Annotated in this window: 16 protein-coding genes; 9 read left to right on the top strand and 7 right to left on the bottom strand. The window is 62.0% G+C overall.

Annotated elements, in window-relative coordinates:
* The first annotated feature begins 6 nt into the window (after positions 1 to 6).
* From V1283_RS13390 to V1283_RS13360, 7 genes are all read left to right on the top strand, one after another.
* Positions 7 to 1827: an IlvD/Edd family dehydratase gene (locus tag V1283_RS13390; protein WP_334386949.1), complete on the top strand. Its 1821-nt coding sequence runs from the start codon at positions 7 to 9 to the stop codon at positions 1825 to 1827.
* A gap of 116 nt (positions 1828 to 1943) precedes the next feature.
* Positions 1944 to 2651: an SDR family oxidoreductase gene (locus V1283_RS13385; RefSeq protein WP_334386948.1), complete on the top strand. Its 708-nt coding sequence runs from the start codon at positions 1944 to 1946 to the stop codon at positions 2649 to 2651.
* Positions 2652 to 2677: 26 nt separating this feature from the next.
* The gene (locus tag V1283_RS13380) at positions 2678 to 3424 is read left to right on the top strand and encodes an SDR family NAD(P)-dependent oxidoreductase (RefSeq protein WP_334386947.1); all 747 of its coding nucleotides are present in this window, start codon (positions 2678 to 2680) and stop codon (positions 3422 to 3424) included.
* 7 nt (positions 3425 to 3431) lie between these two features.
* The gene (locus V1283_RS13375; protein ID WP_334386946.1) at positions 3432 to 3824 is read left to right on the top strand and encodes a GFA family protein; all 393 of its coding nucleotides are present in this window, start codon (positions 3432 to 3434) and stop codon (positions 3822 to 3824) included.
* Positions 3825 to 3874: 50 nt separating this feature from the next.
* Positions 3875 to 4555: a site-2 protease family protein gene (locus V1283_RS13370; protein ID WP_334386945.1), complete on the top strand. Its 681-nt coding sequence runs from the start codon at positions 3875 to 3877 to the stop codon at positions 4553 to 4555.
* Positions 4556 to 4620: 65 nt separating this feature from the next.
* Complete coding sequence (locus V1283_RS13365) at positions 4621 to 5031, top strand: hypothetical protein (protein WP_334393047.1); 411 nt, start codon at positions 4621 to 4623, stop codon at positions 5029 to 5031.
* Positions 5032 to 5205: 174 nt separating this feature from the next.
* Positions 5206 to 6426, top strand: coding sequence for an ABC transporter substrate-binding protein (locus V1283_RS13360; RefSeq protein ID WP_334386944.1), 1221 nt, complete (start codon positions 5206 to 5208; stop codon positions 6424 to 6426).
* Between the two features lie 100 nt (positions 6427 to 6526).
* Here V1283_RS13360 and V1283_RS13355 read toward each other — a convergent pair whose 3' ends face one another.
* From V1283_RS13355 to V1283_RS13325, 7 genes are all read right to left on the bottom strand, one after another.
* Positions 6527 to 7273, bottom strand: a complete 747-nt coding sequence (locus V1283_RS13355) for a TonB family protein (protein WP_334386943.1) — start codon at positions 7271 to 7273, stop codon at positions 6527 to 6529.
* A 17-nt stretch (positions 7274 to 7290) separates the two neighbouring features.
* Positions 7291 to 7761 carry a TonB system transport protein ExbD gene (exbD, locus tag V1283_RS13350; RefSeq protein ID WP_334386942.1) on the bottom strand — a complete coding sequence of 157 codons (471 nt, stop codon included), beginning with the start codon at positions 7759 to 7761 and terminating at the stop codon, positions 7291 to 7293.
* Between the two features lie 3 nt (positions 7762 to 7764).
* Entirely contained in the window at positions 7765 to 8775 is a 1011-nt protein-coding gene (gene exbB, locus V1283_RS13345) for a tonB-system energizer ExbB (RefSeq protein WP_334386941.1), read from the bottom strand.
* On the bottom strand, positions 8772 to 9461 hold the full coding sequence (locus V1283_RS13340) for a Fe2+-dependent dioxygenase (protein WP_334386940.1): 690 nt from the start codon (positions 9459 to 9461) through the stop codon (positions 8772 to 8774). The genes exbB and V1283_RS13340 overlap by 4 nt, the downstream gene beginning before the upstream one ends.
* A 25-nt stretch (positions 9462 to 9486) precedes the next feature.
* Positions 9487 to 12054, bottom strand: coding sequence for a TonB-dependent receptor (locus tag V1283_RS13335; RefSeq protein ID WP_334386939.1), 2568 nt, complete (start codon positions 12052 to 12054; stop codon positions 9487 to 9489).
* A gap of 272 nt (positions 12055 to 12326) precedes the next feature.
* Complete coding sequence (locus tag V1283_RS13330) at positions 12327 to 12566, bottom strand: hypothetical protein (RefSeq protein ID WP_334386938.1); 240 nt, start codon at positions 12564 to 12566, stop codon at positions 12327 to 12329.
* Positions 12567 to 12694: 128 nt separating this feature from the next.
* Positions 12695 to 13156, bottom strand: a complete 462-nt coding sequence (locus tag V1283_RS13325; RefSeq protein WP_334386937.1) for a MarR family winged helix-turn-helix transcriptional regulator — start codon at positions 13154 to 13156, stop codon at positions 12695 to 12697.
* Between the two features lie 164 nt (positions 13157 to 13320).
* On the opposite strand from V1283_RS13325, the gene V1283_RS13320 reads away from it, so the two are divergent.
* Both V1283_RS13320 and V1283_RS13315 read left to right on the top strand, forming a co-directional pair.
* Entirely contained in the window at positions 13321 to 14496 is a 1176-nt protein-coding gene (locus tag V1283_RS13320) for an efflux RND transporter periplasmic adaptor subunit (RefSeq protein WP_334386936.1), read from the top strand.
* Complete coding sequence (locus tag V1283_RS13315; protein ID WP_334386935.1) at positions 14493 to 17639, top strand: multidrug efflux RND transporter permease subunit; 3147 nt, start codon at positions 14493 to 14495, stop codon at positions 17637 to 17639. The genes V1283_RS13320 and V1283_RS13315 overlap by 4 nt, the downstream gene beginning before the upstream one ends.
* Positions 17640 to 17692 lie beyond the last annotated feature (53 nt).

Here is a 17692-nt window from a genome sequence, read left to right as displayed (position 1 = left end):
GACCCAATGAAAAACGATGACAACAAGACTGCCACCAATGGCAAGGGCCGGAAGCTACGTTCCCTCGAGTGGTTCAACAACCCGCATAACCCGGGAATGACGGCGCTCTATCTCGAGCGCTATCTGAATTACGGCCTGACCCGAGAGGAATTGCAATCCGGCAAGCCGATCATCGGCATCGCCCAGACCGGCAACGACCTGTCGCCGTGCAACCGCCACCACCTCGAACTGGCGCACCGGGTGCGCGAAGGCATCCGCGCGGCCGGCGGCATCGCCATGGAATTTCCGACGCATCCGATCCAGGAAACCGGCAAGCGGCCGACCGCGGCGCTCGACCGCAACCTCGCCTATCTCGGCCTCGTCGAAATCCTGTTCGGCTATCCGCTCGATGGCGTGGTGCTCACCACCGGCTGCGACAAGACGACGCCCGCCTGCCTGATGGCGGCGGCGACCGTCAATCTGCCCGCGATCGTGCTCTCGGGCGGCCCGATGCTGAACGGCTGGTTCAACGGCGAGCGCACCGGTTCGGGCACCATCGTCTGGAAAGCCCGCGAGCGGCTTGCCGCCGGCGAGATCGACTACAACGAGTTCATCGAAATCGTGGCCTCCTCGGCCCCGTCGGTCGGCCATTGCAACACCATGGGCACCGCCTCGACCATGAATTCGCTTGCGGAAGCGCTCGGCATGTCGCTGCCGGGCTGTGCGGCGATCCCGGCGCCCTATCGCGAGCGCGGCCAGATCGCCTACGAGACGGGAAAGCGGATCGTGGAGATGGTCTGGGAGGATCTCAAACCTTCCGACATCCTGACCCGCAAGGCGTTCGAGAACTGCATCGTGGTGAATTCGGCGATCGGCGGCTCGACCAACGCGCCGATCCACATCAACGCGCTGGCGCGGCATATCGGCGTCGAGCTCTCGATCGACGACTGGCAGAAACACGGCCATGACATCCCGCTATTGGTGAACATGCAGCCGGCCGGCTTCTATCTTGGCGAGGAATATCACCGCGCCGGCGGCGTGCCGGCGGTGGTGCGCGAATTGATGGCGCACAAGCGCATCCATGAGGACGCCGCGACGGTCAACGGCCGCTCCATGGGCGAGAACTGCCGCGAGGCGCCCAAGCCCGACGGCGATGTGATCTGGAGCTACGACAAGCCGCTGGTAAAGGATGCCGGCTTCCTGGTGCTGCGCGGCAATCTGTTTGATTCCGCAATCATGAAGACCAGCGTGATCTCCAAGGAATTCCGCGACCGCTATTTGATCAATCCCAAAGACCTGAATGCGTTCGAAGGACGCGCCATCGTGTTCGAGGGGCCTGAGGATTATCACAACCGGATCGACGATCCCTCGCTCAACATCGACGAGCACTGCGTGCTGTTCATCCGCGGCGCCGGGCCGATCGGCTATCCCGGCGGCGCCGAGGTGGTGAACATGCAGCCGCCGGCGGCGCTGATCAAACGCGGTATCCTCTCGCTGCCCTGCATCGGCGACGGAAGGCAGTCCGGCACCTCGGGTTCACCCTCGATCCTCAACGCCTCGCCGGAGGCCGCCGCCGACGGCGGGCTTGCGATCCTGAGGACCGGCGACAAGGTCCGCATCGACCTCAACAAGGGCGACGCCAATATCCTGATCACGAGCGACGAATTGAAGAAGCGTCGCGCCGAGTTGAAGGCCAAGGGCGGCTTCGCCTACCCCGCCAACCAGACGCCGTGGCAGGAGCTCTATCGCTCGACCGTCGGCCAGCAGGCCACCGGTGCCTGCATGGAGCTCGCCACGCGCTATCAGAATATTGCGGGCACGGTCGGCGTGGCGCGGGACAATCATTAGCTGATTGCCGTCATTGCGAGCGCAGCGAAGCAATCCACCGTGCCGCATCGCGAGAATGGATTGCTTGGTCGCTTCGCTCCTCGCAATGACGAGAGGGAAACAAGGAGAAGAAAAAAATGTCAGATCGGCTGAAGGGAAAGCGCGCCGTTGTCACCGCCGCGGCGGCGGGCATCGGGCGTGCATGCGCAATCGCATTCGCGCGCGAAGGCGCCACGGTGATCGCCACCGACATCAATGAAAGCGGCATCGCCGAGACGGCACGGCTCGACGTTCGCAGCACCGCCGAGGTCGACGCCTTCGCCAAGCGCATTGGAAAGATCGACATCCTGCTCAACGCGGCGGGCTTCGTGCACCACGGAACCATCCTGGACTGTTCGGAACAAGACTGGGACTTCTCGTTCGACCTCAACGTCAAATCCATGCACCGGACCATCAGGGCGTTTCTGCCGGCGATGCTGGCGGGCGGAGGCGGCAGCATCGTCAACATCTCGTCCTGCGCGGCGTTGAGGCCACCGGCCAACCGTTATGTCTACAGTGCGTCCAAGGCTGCGGTTTCACTGCTCACGCGCGCGATTGCGCTCGACTTCATCACTCAGGGCATCCGCTGCAACAGCATCTGCCCCGGCACCGTGGAGACACCCTCGATGCTCGACCGCGCCGCGGCCGTCGGCCCGCAGGGCAAAGAGATGTTCGTCGCCCGCCAGAAGATGGGGCGGCTGGGCACCGCAGACGAAATCGCGGCCATGGCGGTCTATCTTGCGAGCGACGAAGCCGCGTTCACCACCGGCGTCGACCTCGTCGTCGATGGCGGCTACATGCTCTGACGTCCACGCAATCAAAGGCTTCCAGCATGAACAAGATCGATTTGAATGGGCGTTGCGCCGTCGTCACCGGCGGCGCGCAGGGTTTTGGGCGCGCGATTGCCGAGCGCTTCGTCGCATCGGGTGCGAAGGTCGCGATCTGGGATCACGACCTTCCATTTGCCGAAAAGACCGCCAGGGAAATCGGTCCGGCGGTCTCCGCCTTCAAGGTCGACGTCTCCGACCTCGCCGCTGTCGAGAAGACCCGCGACGAGACGCTGAAGGCGCTCGGCAAGATCGATATCCTCGTCAACAATGCGGGCATCGCCGGCGTCAACAAGACGGTGTGGGAAACCGACCTCGATGAATGGCACAAGGTGTTGCGCATCAATCTCGACGGCCCCTTCATCTGCTGCAAGGCTGTGGTGCCGACGATGCTGACGCAGAAATACGGCCGTATCGTCAACATCGCCTCGATCGCCGGCAAGGAAGGCAACCCCAACGCCGCGCATTATTCGGCCTCGAAAGCCGGCCTGATCGCGCTGACCAAGTCGCTCGGCAAGGAACTCGCGCAGCACGACATCCTAGTCAACGCGGTGACGCCGGCGGCGGCGAAGACCGCGATCTTCGACCAGCTGACGCAGCAGCACATCGATTTCATGCTGTCGAAAATTCCGAAGGGCCGTTTTGTGCTGGTGGAAGAACTCGCGGCGATGGTGGCTTGGCTGGCATCAGAGGATTGCGCATTCTCGACCGGCGCCGTATTCGACATTTCCGGCGGCCGGGCGACCTATTGAGATGGGCATGATCCGGGAAGGCGGATGTTTCTGCGGAGCGGTCCGGTTCAAGGCCGAGGGCGAGCCGCTCAATGTCCGCATCTGCCACTGCCGCAACTGCCAGAAGGCGATGGGTTCGCCGTTCTTTGCCCGCGCGCTGTTCGATCAGCCGGCGCTTTCCGTCGAGGGCGATACCGCGCGTTTCCCCTCCTCGGAAGCGCTCGACCGGGTGTTCTGCAAGGTTTGCGGCACACGGCTGTTTTCCCGCCGGACCAACGGTACCGTGGTGGGCGTTGCGCTGGCCGCCTTCGACGACCGCAACGCCTTTGCACCGACCGAGCACATCTGGGTATCGGCAAAGATGGCCTGGGTCCGGCTCGACGACGGTTTACCGCAATATCAGGAGACGGTTCCCCAGTAACGCAGGCATGCTAGGTTGGCGGCCTCGACGCGCAAACCGGGACAGACCGCTTGAACATCTCGCTGTACGACATTTCGGTCTGGGTGCTCCCCCTTGTGATCGCGATTACTTTCCACGAGGCCGCCCACGGCTTTGTGGCCTATCGGCTTGGGGACAACACCGCCTGGCAGCTCGGCCGGGTCAGCTTCAATCCCCTCAAGCATATCGATCCGTTTGGGACTGTGATTCTGCCGGGCCTGCTACTGCTTTCGCATTCGCCCTTCCTGTTCGGTTACGCCAAGCCGGTCCCGGTGAATTTCCGGAACCTGAATCATCCCCGGCTCGACATGGTCTGGGTGGCGCTGGCCGGACCCGCCATCAACATCGTCCTGGCGACGATCGTGGCGTTTGCCTTCCATGCCCTGCCTTTGGTGCCGGCAGACGCCGCCAAATGGACGGCGGACAACCTCAAAAATGCTTTCCTGATCAATATCGTGCTCGCAATCTTCAACATGATGCCGATCCCGCCGCTGGACGGCGGCCGGGTCGCCGTCGGGCTGCTGCCGCGGGTGCTGGCATACCCGCTGTCGCGGCTGGAACCCTACGGGATGCTGATCCTGATCGGCCTTCTGATCCTGCTTCCTGTCATCGGCGCGCAGCTCGGCCTAAATCTTGATGTTATTTCGGCGATACTTCGGACACTGACCGGATATGTGATCAGCGCGCTTCTCTTCATCACCGGCAACGCCTAAACTTCAGATAGAAACAGCATACAGGGAAGAACCGACCCCGGGCCATGGCGACAAAAGCTGCCGATATGTTGATTGCACGCCGCGCCGATACCCGTGCGAGGGCAGATTTCGCAACCTGGAAAATGCTGGCCAAGCTCAACGGGTTCTCCGCCCTGCCCGCCGAAGCCCAGCGCTTTCTGGAAAGCTACCGGCAGCTGCTGGCGAGAATGACCGAGGCGGAGGCCTCCGAGGCCACCATCCTGCTCATGTACAAGAGCTATTATGCCGAGATGGGCGGCTCCGGAACGCCCCCCGAAATTCCCTCGCGCGCGAGCGAGCCGGCCACCGATACCGGCAATGTCACCGCGTTCCGGCGGCCGCCCCCGCGGCCCAAAGCCGCCGCGTCCGGCCCGGCGACAAAACCAAGGCTTCCGGTGGCGCTGATCTTTGCCTGCCTCGCCGTGGTCTATGTCGGCATCCGCTACTACTGGCGCTGACGCTTCTCGCAGCACTTCGTTAGATACCCACACATTCGCGTTTTTCGAATTGGCCGCGCGGCGGAATATTCCGCGCGCGAGCGGTTTGCCGCAGCGGCTAGGCGGCCGAAGCAAGGCCGGGCATACTATTCTCACTGGTTTCAAGCAAAACGTTCAAAAAATCCTGGAGGATAAATGAAGCGATCCATTGCAGCCTTGGTGATGACCACGAGCCTGGTGCTTGCCAGCGGCGCGTTTGCGCAAACGCTCGACAAGGTCGTCAAGGTCGGAAGTCTCGGCGACCAGTCCGGCCTTTACGCTGATATCGGCGGCCCCGGCTCGGCCGTCGCTGCGCAGATGGCGATCGAGGATTCCGGGCTTCTTGCCAAAGGCTGGAAGATCGACGTGATCTCGGCCGATCACCAGAACAAGCCCGACGTCGGCACCAATATCGGCAAGCAGTGGGTCGACGTCGAGAAGGTCGACGTGTTCGTCGACCTCGCAAGCTCCGGTGTCGGCCTCGCCATTGCCAACCTCGCCAAGGAAAAGAACGTCGTCAACCTGAACTCCGGCTCGGCGTCATCAGATCTCACCGGCGCGCAGTGCTCGCCGAACACCATCCATTGGGTCTACGACACCTGGATGCTCGCCAACGGCACCGGCAAGGCGCTGGTGAAATCCGGCGGCGATACCTGGTTCTTCCTCACCGCAGACTACGCCTTCGGTCATGCGCTCGAACGCGATACGGCTGCAGTCGTCGTCGCCAATGGCGGCAAGGTGCTCGGCGGCGTCAAGCATCCGCTCAACAACGCCGACTTCTCGTCGTTCCTGCTGCAGGCGCAAAGCTCGAAGGCCAAGATCATCGGGCTTGCGAACGCCGGCGGCGACACCACCAATTCGATCAAGCAGGCGGCAGAGTTCGGTATCGTCGCCGGCGGGCAGAAGCTCGCGGGCATGCTGATGTTCATCACCGACGTTCATTCGCTCGGACTGAAGGTCGCGCAGGGGCTGAACTTCACCGAGACCTTCTACTGGGACATGAACGACCAGACCCGCGCCTTCACCAAGCGCTTCAACGAAAAATACAAGAAGAATCCGCCGACCATGGTGCAGGCCGGCGTCTACTCCTCCTTGATCCACTACTTCAAGGCGCTGGAAGCACTCGGCGGCAATCCGCATGACGGCCGCGCGGTGGTCGCCAAGATGAAGGAAATGCCGACCGACGATCCGCTGTTCGGTAAGGGCTCGATCCGCGCCGATGGCCGCAAGATCCACCCGGCCTATCTGTTCGAGGTAAAGAAGCCGGCGGATTCGAAATATCCGTGGGACTACTACAACCTCGTCGCCACCATCCCAGCGGCGGAAGCCTTCATCCCGCTGGAGAAGAGCGTCTGTCCGATGCTGAAGAAGACCTGAGGATCGCGATCTTCGGATGATGCCAACTCCCTCCTCTTCCGGTCCGGGAGAGGGTCAAGTACGCATGGCCACGCCGCGCAGAAAGGAAACGCAAAAGGCTTCAGCCCTTGTTCTTGACGCGGAAGATCACCGGCAGGGTGAAGCTCAGCCCCTCATCCGCGACCAGCGGCGGAGGCGCCGGCACGGGGTCGGAGCGGCGCACCATCGCGAGCGCCGCGTCGTCAAACACCTTGTCGCCCGAGCCTTTTTCGATGTCGACGGAAAGCACGTGGCCGAGCCGGTCGAGCGTGAAGCGGATATAGATCTCCGCGGTCTTTTGCTGGCGCTCTTTCGGATAACGCTTGTGCCGGTCGAGATGCTGGAACAGTTCGGTCTGCCAATTCGCCCGCTCGCGGCGCGCCTTCTCGATGGAGGCCGGCGTCGCGGTTGCCTCGGCCGCCACAGATTCGGTCGATGCCTGGGTCTGCACTGCAGCAACCTTCGGATCGTCTTCCTTCGGCTTCTTCGACTCGTTCGGTGTTACCTCGCGGTCCGCCTCCTCGGTCTCGGTCGGCTTGTCCTGCGGCAGCTCGGATTCCTTGACCTCGGCCTTCTGCTCGGCGAGCTGGGGCGAAGCCTGGGAAGCGTCGCTGTCGGGCCCCGGCGGCAGGTCTGTCTGCTCGCGCTGGACTGCGGCCTGCTCGTAGCCGACCTCGATGCCGGTGTCGCCGATGGAGTTTTGCGGTTCGTCGGTCTGCAGATAGGCGAGCGCCAGCGCCGCCCCGCCGACGTGAAGCAAAAGCGCGCCGACGGCTCCGAACACCCAGAGCCGCAGCGGTGCCTTTTGTCCGGCATCCAAGTCCGACATGTCTTACTCGCCGTCGCTCAGGGCTTCGAATTGTCGGTTGCCGCAGGCGGGGTCGTGCTGCCTGGAACCCCCTCCAGCGCGGTCAGTTTGAGCATCTTGTAGCCGCCGTTGCGCAGAATTTCGAGCACGTCCATCAATTCGCCGTAGGGCACGCCGCGGTCGGCACGTATGAAGATGAATTGATCCTTTTTGACGTCAGGCATCGCATCGAGCGAGCGGACCAGATCGACCCGCTTGACGAAATTTTCCCCGATCGCGATCGCGAGGTCAGGCTTGATGCTGACATAGGTCGGCTTGTCCGGCTTCTTTTGCGGGGTCGCTGTGGACGTCGGCAGGTCAATCGGCAGATCGACGGTCGACAATGGCGCCGCCACCATGAAGATGATCAGGAGGACCAGCATGACGTCGATGAACGGCGTGACATTGATCTCGTGTGACTCCGAGAAATCACTGTCGTCATCGTCATGTTCTGCGATCGACGCGCCCATCGTCTACTCCGCTGCCCCACGGACGTGCTGGCCGCTAACATGGGTGCGGTCGAGATCGCGCGACAGGAGCCGGCCCGCGGCGCCCGAGGCACGGCTGACCAGTTCCAGGTAGCCTTTGGTGACGCGCGCAAAGTGATTGTAGATGATGACGGCAGGGATCGCGGCGACCAGACCCAGGGCGGTGGCGAGCAGCGCTTCGGCGATGCCGGGCGCCACCACAGCAAGATTCGTGGTTTGCGATTTCGAGATGCCGATGAAGCTGTTCATGATGCCCCACACCGTGCCGAACAGTCCGACGAACGGCGATGTCGCGCCGATCGTCGCCAACAGGCCCATGCCGAACCGGATCCGTCGTGCCTCGGCGCGCACGATTTCTGCAAAGCTCGAAGCGGCGCGTTCCTTGATACCGGCATCGCTTGAAATGCCCGCCGACAGCCGCGCCTCGCGCATCGCTGCCGCCAGGAAGGACGCCAGCACGCTGCCCTTGGCGCCGAGCGCGAATTGCGCTTCAGCCAGCGACCGCGCATCGCCGATCTTGACGAGCGCGCCGCGCAGCCTGCGCCGGATTACCGTCATCTCGACCATCTTGCCGAGGAAGATGGTCCAGGTCACGAGCGAAGCGAAGGCGAGACCGATCATCACCGATTTGACGATGATGTCCGCATTCCAGAACATCAGCCACGGCGACAATTCGGACATCGCCGCCTTGCCAAGCTTGGCTACCTTGTTCTCGCCTTCGGCCGGTGCGGCGGCAGGCGTCGCCGGTGCAAGCGGGGACGGCGTGGCCTGCGCAGGCAACGTGGCTTGAGGGGATGTGGCTTGAGGGGGCGCTGATTGAGGGAGTGTGGACTGGGCCGGCGGTTGCTGAGCTGCGGGCGCTTGTTGGGCAATGGGCGCGGAAGGTACAGCGGGAGCCGCGCCCTGCTGGGCCGACAGCGGCGCCGCCAGCGACAGCGTCGCCAGCGCTGAAATCACCGTAAATGCCATCGCGCGAGAAAGAGACATGTTCTTCATACTTCGGCCCAGTAGCGGATCAGGTTGTGATAGATGCCGGTCAATTTGACCGTTTCAGGGTCGTCTCGCCCCAGTCGCTCCACCAAGGCCTGGATCGAGGTATCGAGATCAAAGATCAGACTGCGGGCGTGGTCATCCCGTACCATGCTCTGCAGCCAGAAAAAAGACGCCACCCGCATACCTCGTGTGACGGGCGTGACCAGATGCAAACTAGACGCAGGATAAAGCACGAGGTCCCCGGCCGCGAGCTTGATTTCGTGGGAACCATAGAGATCCTCGACCACCAGCTCGCCCCCATCATACTCGTCCGGCTCCGACAGAAACAGCGTCACCGACAGGTCGGTCCGGATCCGCAAGCCCGTGAGGCGATCTCCCCTCACCGCGTTGTCGACATGGAGGCCGAAATGGTGCCCGCCGGAGGCCACGTAGCGATTAAATAGCGGCGGAAAGATCTGCAGCGGGATCGCCGCCGAGATGAATCTCGGGCTGGCGGTCAGCGCCGAAAGCACGCGATTGCCGAGCGTGCGCGCGACCTCGCTGTCCGGCGGAAGCTGCTCGTTGCGCTTGACCAGGGCCGATTGCGCGCCGGCGGTGGAACGGCCGTCCTCCCAGTCGGAGGCGTCCATGATGCGGCGGAAATCCGCCACATCTGCCTTGCTCAGTACCTCAGGGATGCAAATCAGCATGCCACCTGCACCCCCTGGAATTTGTCTAGAACCGCGCCGAGATCACCATGCTCACGCTGCGGCCCGGCGCGACGAACACGAACGGCGTCGCGCTTTGATAGAGCGCATCGTAGTAGAGCTTGTTGGTGATATTGGCGACGAACAGTTTTGCCGTCCAGTTCTTGTCGATCTTGGCTTCCACGAAGGTATCGAAGCGCCAGAAGCTCGGGATCGACGTGCCCTGGTTCGCAGCGAGGAACGTTCCGCCGTACATCTCGGAGCGGTACACGGCCTGAGCGCCGATCTCCCAGACGTCCGTAAGCTGATACTTGCTCAGCAGGCTGAACGACTGATGCGCGACGTTGGCGAGCTTCAGCCCGACATTGGTCGGGAACAGCAGCGGCTGCGGCGACGGGACCAGTGATTTCGTCACCTCCGACTGCATCAGCACCAGGCCGCCGAACACGCTCCATTTGTCGGTGATCTTGCCGCCGATGCCGAGGTCGATGCCCCGGATACGATAGGCCGCGCCCGCGGAGATGCAGGACACTGTGCCCGTTGTGTTGGCAGGATAGGGACACGTTGCCGTCGCAGCACCTGCATTGGCAATATTTTGTGACTCGCGCGCGTTTTCCTTCTCGGTCTGGAATAACGCCGCGGTCAGCAGCAGCCGCCGGTCGAACAGCTCCCATTTGGTGCCGATTTCGATCGCCTTGTTCTTTTCAGGCCCGAAGATTTGATTGGGATTGCCGTTCAGCGATGGCGCCAGCCCGCCATATTGGGCGCTGGTGCCGTCAAACTCGGCGCCGACCGGATTGGAGGAGGTCGCATAGGCAGCATAGACGCTTGCGATCGGCATCGGCTTGAGGACGATACCGAGGTTGAAGTTCGGCAGCCCGTAATTCTGTTCCTGGTTGTTCCAGACGTTCGGCACGCCATTCTTCGTACCAAAGCCGGCGGCCTTGATGTTGTAGTCATCATAGCGAATGCCGCCATTGAGGATGACGAAGTCGTTGTAATTGGAGGTGTTGATGACATACGCGCTGGTGGTGTCGATGGCGATCTTGGTCGGCAGGCCGGCCAACTGCGGATTGCCGCCAGTGTTCGCAAAGGTGAATTGCGGATAGTAGATGCTGGCTCCGACGATGTTACCGCCGGGATTTCCGCCCGGCAGCGCTTCGGAACTGAGGCCCGCAAATTTGTCGATGCTGGCGATCTCGCGCGAAACTTCGACGCCGCCCGTCGTCGTGTTCTTCCAGCCGCCAATGTAGGATTTGTAAATCGCCTCGGTCTGGTTGGCGATGTTTTCGGTAACCTGATAGCGGCTCTGCGGATTGAGGCTGAGGGTCTTGCCGTTATCGACCGGGGCTTCCGGAAGCGTTCCGATGTAATCGAGAACCGAACGCTGGAATCTGGTCTTGTTGCTCAGCGTCAGATCGGGGGTAATCGAGACCTCGCCGCCGACCGTGCCGATGTCCTGCTTGATGCTGTAATAGTCGCGGTTGACGAGGCCGTAGAAATTGTTGCGGCTGACGCCGAAATCAGGATACGGGCCGCCTGCCTTGGTCGGGTAGAAATTGCCCGGACCCGGATTGGGCGAACCGGGCCGATAGTACGGCACGCCGAAATCGGGCAGTCCGTGCAGGTTGGTGTGAATGTAGTTCGCGTAAAGCTTCACGGTGTCGAGCGGGGTCCACTTCGCCGCAACGAAGCCGCCGTCGCGGTCGTCCTTGATGTAGTCGCGGCCGGCGACGCCTGCATCCTGGAACAGGCCACCGGCACGAATCGCCAGCGTCGGGCTGATCACCTGGTTGACGTCGAGCACGACCCGCTTGGTGTGGTCGGTGCCGAACGTGGTGTCCATATTGTAGAAGCTCTTCTCGGCCGTCGCCTGCTTGGTGACGATGTTGATCGCGCCGCCGGTGGTGCCGCGGCCCGCAAATGTCGAGCCCGGGCCACGCAGGATTTCGACCTGCTCGGTGAAGAAGTTTTCGCGAACGCTGACGCCGGCATCGCGCATGCCGTCGAGGAAGATGTCGTTGCGGGCATCGAAGCCGCGGATGAAGAACCGGTCGCCGAAAGCATTGCCGCCCTCGCCGGTGCCGAGCGTCACGCCAGCCGTGTTCAGCACGGCCGATTTCAGCGTGGTCGAATTCTGGTCCGCCAGCACGTCCTTGGTCAGCACCGTGATCGATTTCGGCGTGTTGACGATCGGCTCGGGAAACTTGCCTGACGCCTGCACCCGGGTGGCCATGTAGGGCGCGTTCGGATTGGCGTAGGGATCGCGATCTGCGGGCAGTCCGCCCGCATTGGGAAACGGCACGGCGGCGACCTGCGCCGGCTGCGTGCGGCGCGCGGCACGGCGCAACGCAGTCCGGGCGCGGACCTGGTCCGGCGAAGGTTTCGACGCAGCAGGACGCGGGCGAGCGACCGGGGCATCGACCGTCACCGGCGGGAGGTTGGGTTGCTGCGCTTCGGCGCCGGAAAACGACGCCACCGCAATGAGGCCCGCAACGGCGGAAACCTTCTTGCCGGAATTGTTTTCAACCGTCTGACCGACCGAGTTGACCGCCACCTCGAAACGTAGCGACCTCGGTGCTTTTGCTTTGTTCATGACGCGCCCCAGAATGAATTTTCGGCTCGTGCGCATATTTGTCGCGCGACGATCCGTCCCATTGGGTGCTATCGGGCGAAGAAATTCGGGTCAATGTGATTACGGCAACACCTCGTTTGATTCCAACGAGTTGAAAGAGATTCTAATCTACAGTTTGAAAGCGTTCTAAACTGTAGTTTGAAATGGTTCTAAAGTTACTTTGTAAACGTTCTAAAGAGATGAAAGAAACGCCGTAAAATCGGGCATAAGTTGCACCGTCACTTTCGCGACCATCAATCTGTGCTCGGCGGCTTCATCAGCGAAAACAATTCATCGACCGTCGATTGCGCGACCTGACGGACGCGATCGGTGTTGTCCATGCCGGTGATGTTGACTCCCTTCACGACGGCTTTGATCTCATCGCGGAAGTCGGTGAGGAAGCGCAAGGGATCGGGCGAATCGTTCGCGACGCGCGCGATCAGTCCCGTGATCAGAATCTGGCACGCCATCATGCGTCCGTTCAGTTCGTCCATCATGCACTCCGATTTCGCGACGTGGTGAGCGCGATATGGACGACATCCAATCGCGTTTCAACCGTTTCGAATTTGGGCTACTCAAACTGGACGAGGTCAGGCTGCCGTCGAGAGGCGATCGCCCGGCGCTACTTGGCGACGATCGTATCCGAAGCCTCGCCGAGACCCTTGAGGCGTTCCTTGACGTCGACCAGCGTGTCGAGGCTCGCCTGGATCGCTTCGTCCGGAATATCGCGGAGCACATCCGATGCAATCGCGTCGCGCAGACTGTCGAGGTCGTCGACAAGCTGACGGCCGCCCTCGGTCAGGAACAGGCGGTTGGCGCGACGGTCTTTAGGATCGGGCCGACGCTCCAGCAGTCCGTGTTCGACCAGGCGATCGAGCAAACGCACAAGCGAAATCGGCTGCAGTTCCAGCACATCGGCAAGATCGACCTGCGAAAGCCCCTCCTGCTGCCGCAGGCGAAACAGCACGATCCACTGTGCGCGCGTCGTGCCACGTCCCTTGGCGCGATTGTCGATGTAATTGCGCAGCAGCCGCGAACTCTCGACGAGTTGGGCGATCAACCTGCGTTTCAAATCGAGCGTCATTTGAATAAGATGGTCCGCTGAGTGGCGGCCCCAAACCTTTCCAATTGTTTAGGATTCCTCAAGTTATAGTGTGTTTACACATTAAGTGCACGCATATTATATCGGGCTTCGCAGGGAACTGTTTTGATCACCCATTACTTGTCTTCCGAACCCAAGAAGCTTGCATGTCGAAGTCGCGCACAATCCGTTGGGTGTTGCTGGCCGCATTGGTCGCGGGGCTCGGCTATTTCGGGTGGCTGCGTTTCCACGGCGACGAGCGTGCCGCACTGGCCGAGAATGCCCGGAAGCGTGCACCGGCCGCGATTGCTGTCCCCGTAAAAATCGCCCCGGTCGAAAAAGCCGATTTTCCGGTCTATCTGACCGGCCTTGGAACGGTGCAAGGCTTCAACACCGTCGTGGTCCGGACCCGCGTCGATGGCCAGATCAACCGGATCGCTTTCCAGGAAGGCAAATTCGTCAAAGAGGGCGATACGCTGGTCGAGATCGATCCGCGGCCGTTCCAGGCAGCCCTCGATCAGGCCAAGGCCAAGAAGGCCCAGGACGAAGCCAATCTCGCCAACGCCAATCTCGACTTGCAGCGCTACACCAAGCTCGGTGAATTTGCCACGCGGCAGCAGACCGATACCCAGCGTTCGACCGTTGCGCAGCTGACGGCACAGATTGCGGCCGACGCGGCGTTGATTGAGAATGCACAAACTCAGCTCGATTACGCCACCGTTAAGGCGCCGATCTCGGGCGTCGCCGGCCTGCGCCTGGTCGACGTCGGCAACATCGTCAATGCCGCGACGCAGACCGGCATCGTGACAATCGCCCAGATCGAGCCGATCGCGGTGATCTTCACTGCGCCGGAAGACCAGTTGCCGGAGATCAAGGCTGCGCTCAACGCCTCCCCGCCAAAGGTGATCGCGCTTTCCACCGACGGCAAGCGCGTGCTGTCGACAGGCACGCTGGCGCTGATCAACAACCAGGTCGACACCACGAGCGGCACCATCCGGCTGAAGGCGGTGTTCGACAACAAGGACCATGCGCTGTGGCCAGGTCAATCGGTTTCCACGCGCCTGCTGATCAAGACCCTGAAGGACGCGACCGTCGTTGCCGACGATGCGGTCCAGCACGGACCGGACGGCCTTTATGCGTATGCCGTCAATACGGAAAACAAGGCCGAGCTGCGCAAGATCAAGGTGACGAATTCGATCGACGGCCGCTCGGTGGTCGATGAGGGTCTGTCGCCGGGGCAGCAGGTGATCACGTCCGGCCAATATAAAGTGCAGCCCGGTGCGCTGGTAAGCACGGCGGTTGCGAGTTCGGATGCAGGCTCACCGAAGGCCAGCCAGCAATGAGCGACGGTATCTCCGCGCCCTTCATTCGCTATCCGATCGGCACCTCGCTGATGATGGCCGGCATTCTGTTCGTCGGCCTCGTCGCCTATCCGCTGCTGCCGGTGGCGCCCCTGCCGCAAGTCGACTTCCCAACTATTCAGGTTTCCGCCAGCTTGCCAGGGGGCAGTCCGGAGACCATGGCGTCCTCGGTAGCGCAGCCGCTGGAGCGTCAGCTCGCGCAAATTCCCGGCATCGCGCAGATGACCTCGACCAGCTATCTCGGCACCGCGGCGGTAACGATTCAATTCGACCTGAACCGCTCCATTGATGGCGCCGCCAACGATGTGCAGGCCGCGATCAACGCCGCTGGCGGCCAGTTGCCGAAAAACCTCCCCTCGCCGCCGACCTATCGCAAGGTCAACCCGGCGGACTCGCCGATCCTGCTGCTGTCGGCGACTTCTGACACGCTGCCGCTGACCACCGTCAGCGATGCCGTCGATGCCCAGCTCGCCCAACAAATCAGCCAGATCTCCGGCGTTGCCCAGGTCACGATCGGTGGACAACAGAAGCCCGCGATCCGGGTCCAGATCGACCCGGCCAAGCTCGTCGCCAAGGGTCTGTCGCTGGAGGACGTGCGCGCTCAGATCGCGATCACCACCGTCGACAGCCCGAAGGGTAATATCGACGGCGACACTCGCGCCTACACCATCTACGCCAACGATCAGTTGCTGGATTCCAAGGACTGGAACGACGTCATTGTCGCCTACCGCAACGGCGGCCCCTTGCGGATCCGCGACATCGGTCAGGCCGTCACCGGCCCGGAAGACGCCAAGCAGGCGGCCTGGGCCAATGGCAAGCGCGGCGTGTTTCTTGTCGTATTCAAGCAGCCCGGCGCCAACGTCATCGAGACCGTCGACAAGATCAAGGCGGCACTGCCGCGGCTGGTCGCCGCGATCCCGCCTGCGATCAAGATTGAGGTCATCAGCGACCGCACCCAGACCATCCGGGCCGCCGTCGAAGACGTACAGTTCACCTTGCTCCTGACCATCGCGCTGGTCGTGATGGTCATCTTCGTCTTTCTGCGCAGTTTCTGGGCCACCGTAATCCCGACCGTAACGGTGCCGCTGGCCCTGCTCGGCGCCTGCGCGCTGATGTGGGTGTTCGGCTATACGCTCGACAATCTGTCGCTGATGGCATTGACGATCGCCGTCGGCTTCGTGGTCGACGACGCCATCGTGATGCTGGAAAACATCACGCGCTATATCGAGGAAGGCGAAAAGCCGCTGGCCGCGGCCTTCAAGGGCGCCAAGGAAATCGGCTTCACCATTGTTTCGATTTCGATTTCGCTGGTTGCCGTGCTGATCCCGCTGCTATTGATGGGCGGAATCATCGGCCGCTTGTTCCGTGAATTCGCCGTCACGCTGGCGATGACGATTTTCGTCTCGATGGTGGTTTCGCTGACGCTGACGCCGATGATGGCCTCGCGCTTCCTGCGTGCACATGGCGAAACCAAGCACGGCCGGTTCTATCAATGGAGCGAGCGCGCCTTCGATGCCATGCTTCGCGCCTATGAGCGCGGCCTCGATCTGGCGCTGCGCTGGAAATTCACGACGCTGATGATATTCTTCGCGACGCTCGGATTGTCCGTCTATCTGTTCGTGATCATCCCGAAAGGCTTCTTCCCGCAGCAGGACGTCGGCCTGATCACCGCGACATCGGAGGCCAACCAGGATATTTCCTTTGCCGACATGAAGCGGCATCAGGAGGAACTCGGCAAGATCGTCATGGCCGACCCCGATGTGGCAACGATCGCCATGAATATCGGTGGCAGCGGCCGGGCCGTTAACAACGGCAATATGTTCATCACGCTCAAGCCGCGCAACCAGCGCAACGCTTCCGCCCAGCAGATCATTGCCCGGCTGCGTCCCAAGCTCGAGAAGGTCGAGGGCGCCCGGCTGTTCATGCAGGCGGCACAAGACGTGCGGCTCGGCGGCCGGCCGACGCGCACCCAGTTCGAGTTCACGCTTCAGGATGCCGACCTTGGTGAACTGAACCAATGGGCTCCAAAAATCCTGGCGAAGATGCAGACGCTGCCGGAGCTGCGCGACGTCGCGACCGACCAGCAGACCAAAGGCACCACGCTTGAGCTGAAGATCAATCGCGACACCGCCTCGCGCTATGGCATCCAGCCGCAACTGATCGACGACACGCTGTACGACGCCTTCGGCCAGCGCCAGGTGACGCAGTATTTCACGCAGCTCAACAGCTATCACGTGATCCTCGAGGTGCTGCCGGAATTGCAGGGCAATCTCGATACCCTGAACAAGATCTACGTGAAGTCACCGACCACGGGCGACCAGGTGCCGCTGTCAACGTTCGCGACCTGGACCAGCGTGCCGGTGCGGCCATTGTCGATCAGCCACCAGGGCCAGTTCCCGGCGATCACCATCAGCTTCAACCTCGCCCAAGGCGTAGCACTGGGTCAGGCGACCGACGCCGTACAGAAGGCGATGGTCGAACTCGGTGCGCCCTCGACGCTCAATTCAAGCTTCCAGGGCACCGCGCAGGCGTTCCAGCAATCGCTCGGCACCGTACCGCTGTTGATTCTCGCCGCACTCGTGGTCGTGTACCTGATCCTGGGTATTCTCTACGAAAGCTACATCCACCCGATCACCATCCTGTCCACGCTGCCCTCCGCCGGCGTCGGCGCGTTGGCGATCCTGATGTTCTTCGGGTTCGACTTCAGCCTGATCGCATTGATCGGCATCATATTGCTTATCGGCATCGTGAAGAAGAACGGCATCATGATGGTCGACTTCGCCATCTCGGCCGAGCGCGACGAGCATCTGGAGCCCGAGGCAGCGATCCGCCAGGCGGCGCTATTGCGGTTCCGCCCGATCATGATGACGACGATGGCGGCGATGCTGGGCGGCGTACCCTTGATGCTCGGCACCGGCACTGGATCGGAAATCCGCCAGCCGCTCGGCTACGCCATGGTCGGTGGCCTCATCGTCAGCCAGGCGCTGACGCTGTTCACGACGCCGGTGGTCTATCTCTATCTCGACCGGCTCGCGAACAGGTTCGCCGGCTGGGGCCGGTCGGGCGATGCCGATCATGGGGCGCATTCAGATGCGGAACGCTCCGTCAAGCAAGCCGCCGAGTGACCTCGCTTCGTCATTGCGAGCGAAGCGAAGCAATCCTGAGCCTCCTGCAGAGA

It is taken from the genome of Bradyrhizobium sp. AZCC 2262, from assembly GCF_036924535.1.
Classification (GTDB): Bacteria; Pseudomonadota; Alphaproteobacteria; order Rhizobiales; family Xanthobacteraceae; genus Bradyrhizobium.
This window is presented reverse-complemented; position numbering and strand designations above follow the sequence as displayed.

Coding starts and splice junctions, on each gene's coding strand:
- V1283_RS13390 (WP_334386949.1), top strand. CDS start 7: ATGAAAAACGATGACAACAAGACTGCCACCAATGGCAAGGGCCGGAAG.
- V1283_RS13385 (WP_334386948.1), top strand. CDS start 1,944: ATGTCAGATCGGCTGAAGGGAAAGCGCGCCGTTGTCACCGCCGCGGCG.
- V1283_RS13380 (WP_334386947.1), top strand. CDS start 2,678: ATGAACAAGATCGATTTGAATGGGCGTTGCGCCGTCGTCACCGGCGGC.
- V1283_RS13375 (WP_334386946.1), top strand. CDS start 3,432: ATGATCCGGGAAGGCGGATGTTTCTGCGGAGCGGTCCGGTTCAAGGCC.
- V1283_RS13365 (WP_334393047.1), top strand. CDS start 4,621: ATGTTGATTGCACGCCGCGCCGATACCCGTGCGAGGGCAGATTTCGCA.
- V1283_RS13360 (WP_334386944.1), top strand. CDS start 5,206: ATGAAGCGATCCATTGCAGCCTTGGTGATGACCACGAGCCTGGTGCTT.
- V1283_RS13355 (WP_334386943.1), bottom strand. CDS start 7,273: ATGTCGGACTTGGATGCCGGACAAAAGGCACCGCTGCGGCTCTGGGTG.
- exbD (WP_334386942.1), bottom strand. CDS start 7,761: ATGGGCGCGTCGATCGCAGAACATGACGATGACGACAGTGATTTCTCG.
- exbB (WP_334386941.1), bottom strand. CDS start 8,775: ATGAAGAACATGTCTCTTTCTCGCGCGATGGCATTTACGGTGATTTCA.
- V1283_RS13340 (WP_334386940.1), bottom strand. CDS start 9,461: ATGCTGATTTGCATCCCTGAGGTACTGAGCAAGGCAGATGTGGCGGAT.
- V1283_RS13335 (WP_334386939.1), bottom strand. CDS start 12,054: ATGAACAAAGCAAAAGCACCGAGGTCGCTACGTTTCGAGGTGGCGGTC.
- V1283_RS13330 (WP_334386938.1), bottom strand. CDS start 12,566: ATGGACGAACTGAACGGACGCATGATGGCGTGCCAGATTCTGATCACG.
- V1283_RS13325 (WP_334386937.1), bottom strand. CDS start 13,156: ATGACGCTCGATTTGAAACGCAGGTTGATCGCCCAACTCGTCGAGAGT.
- V1283_RS13320 (WP_334386936.1), top strand. CDS start 13,321: ATGTCGAAGTCGCGCACAATCCGTTGGGTGTTGCTGGCCGCATTGGTC.
- V1283_RS13315 (WP_334386935.1), top strand. CDS start 14,493: ATGAGCGACGGTATCTCCGCGCCCTTCATTCGCTATCCGATCGGCACC.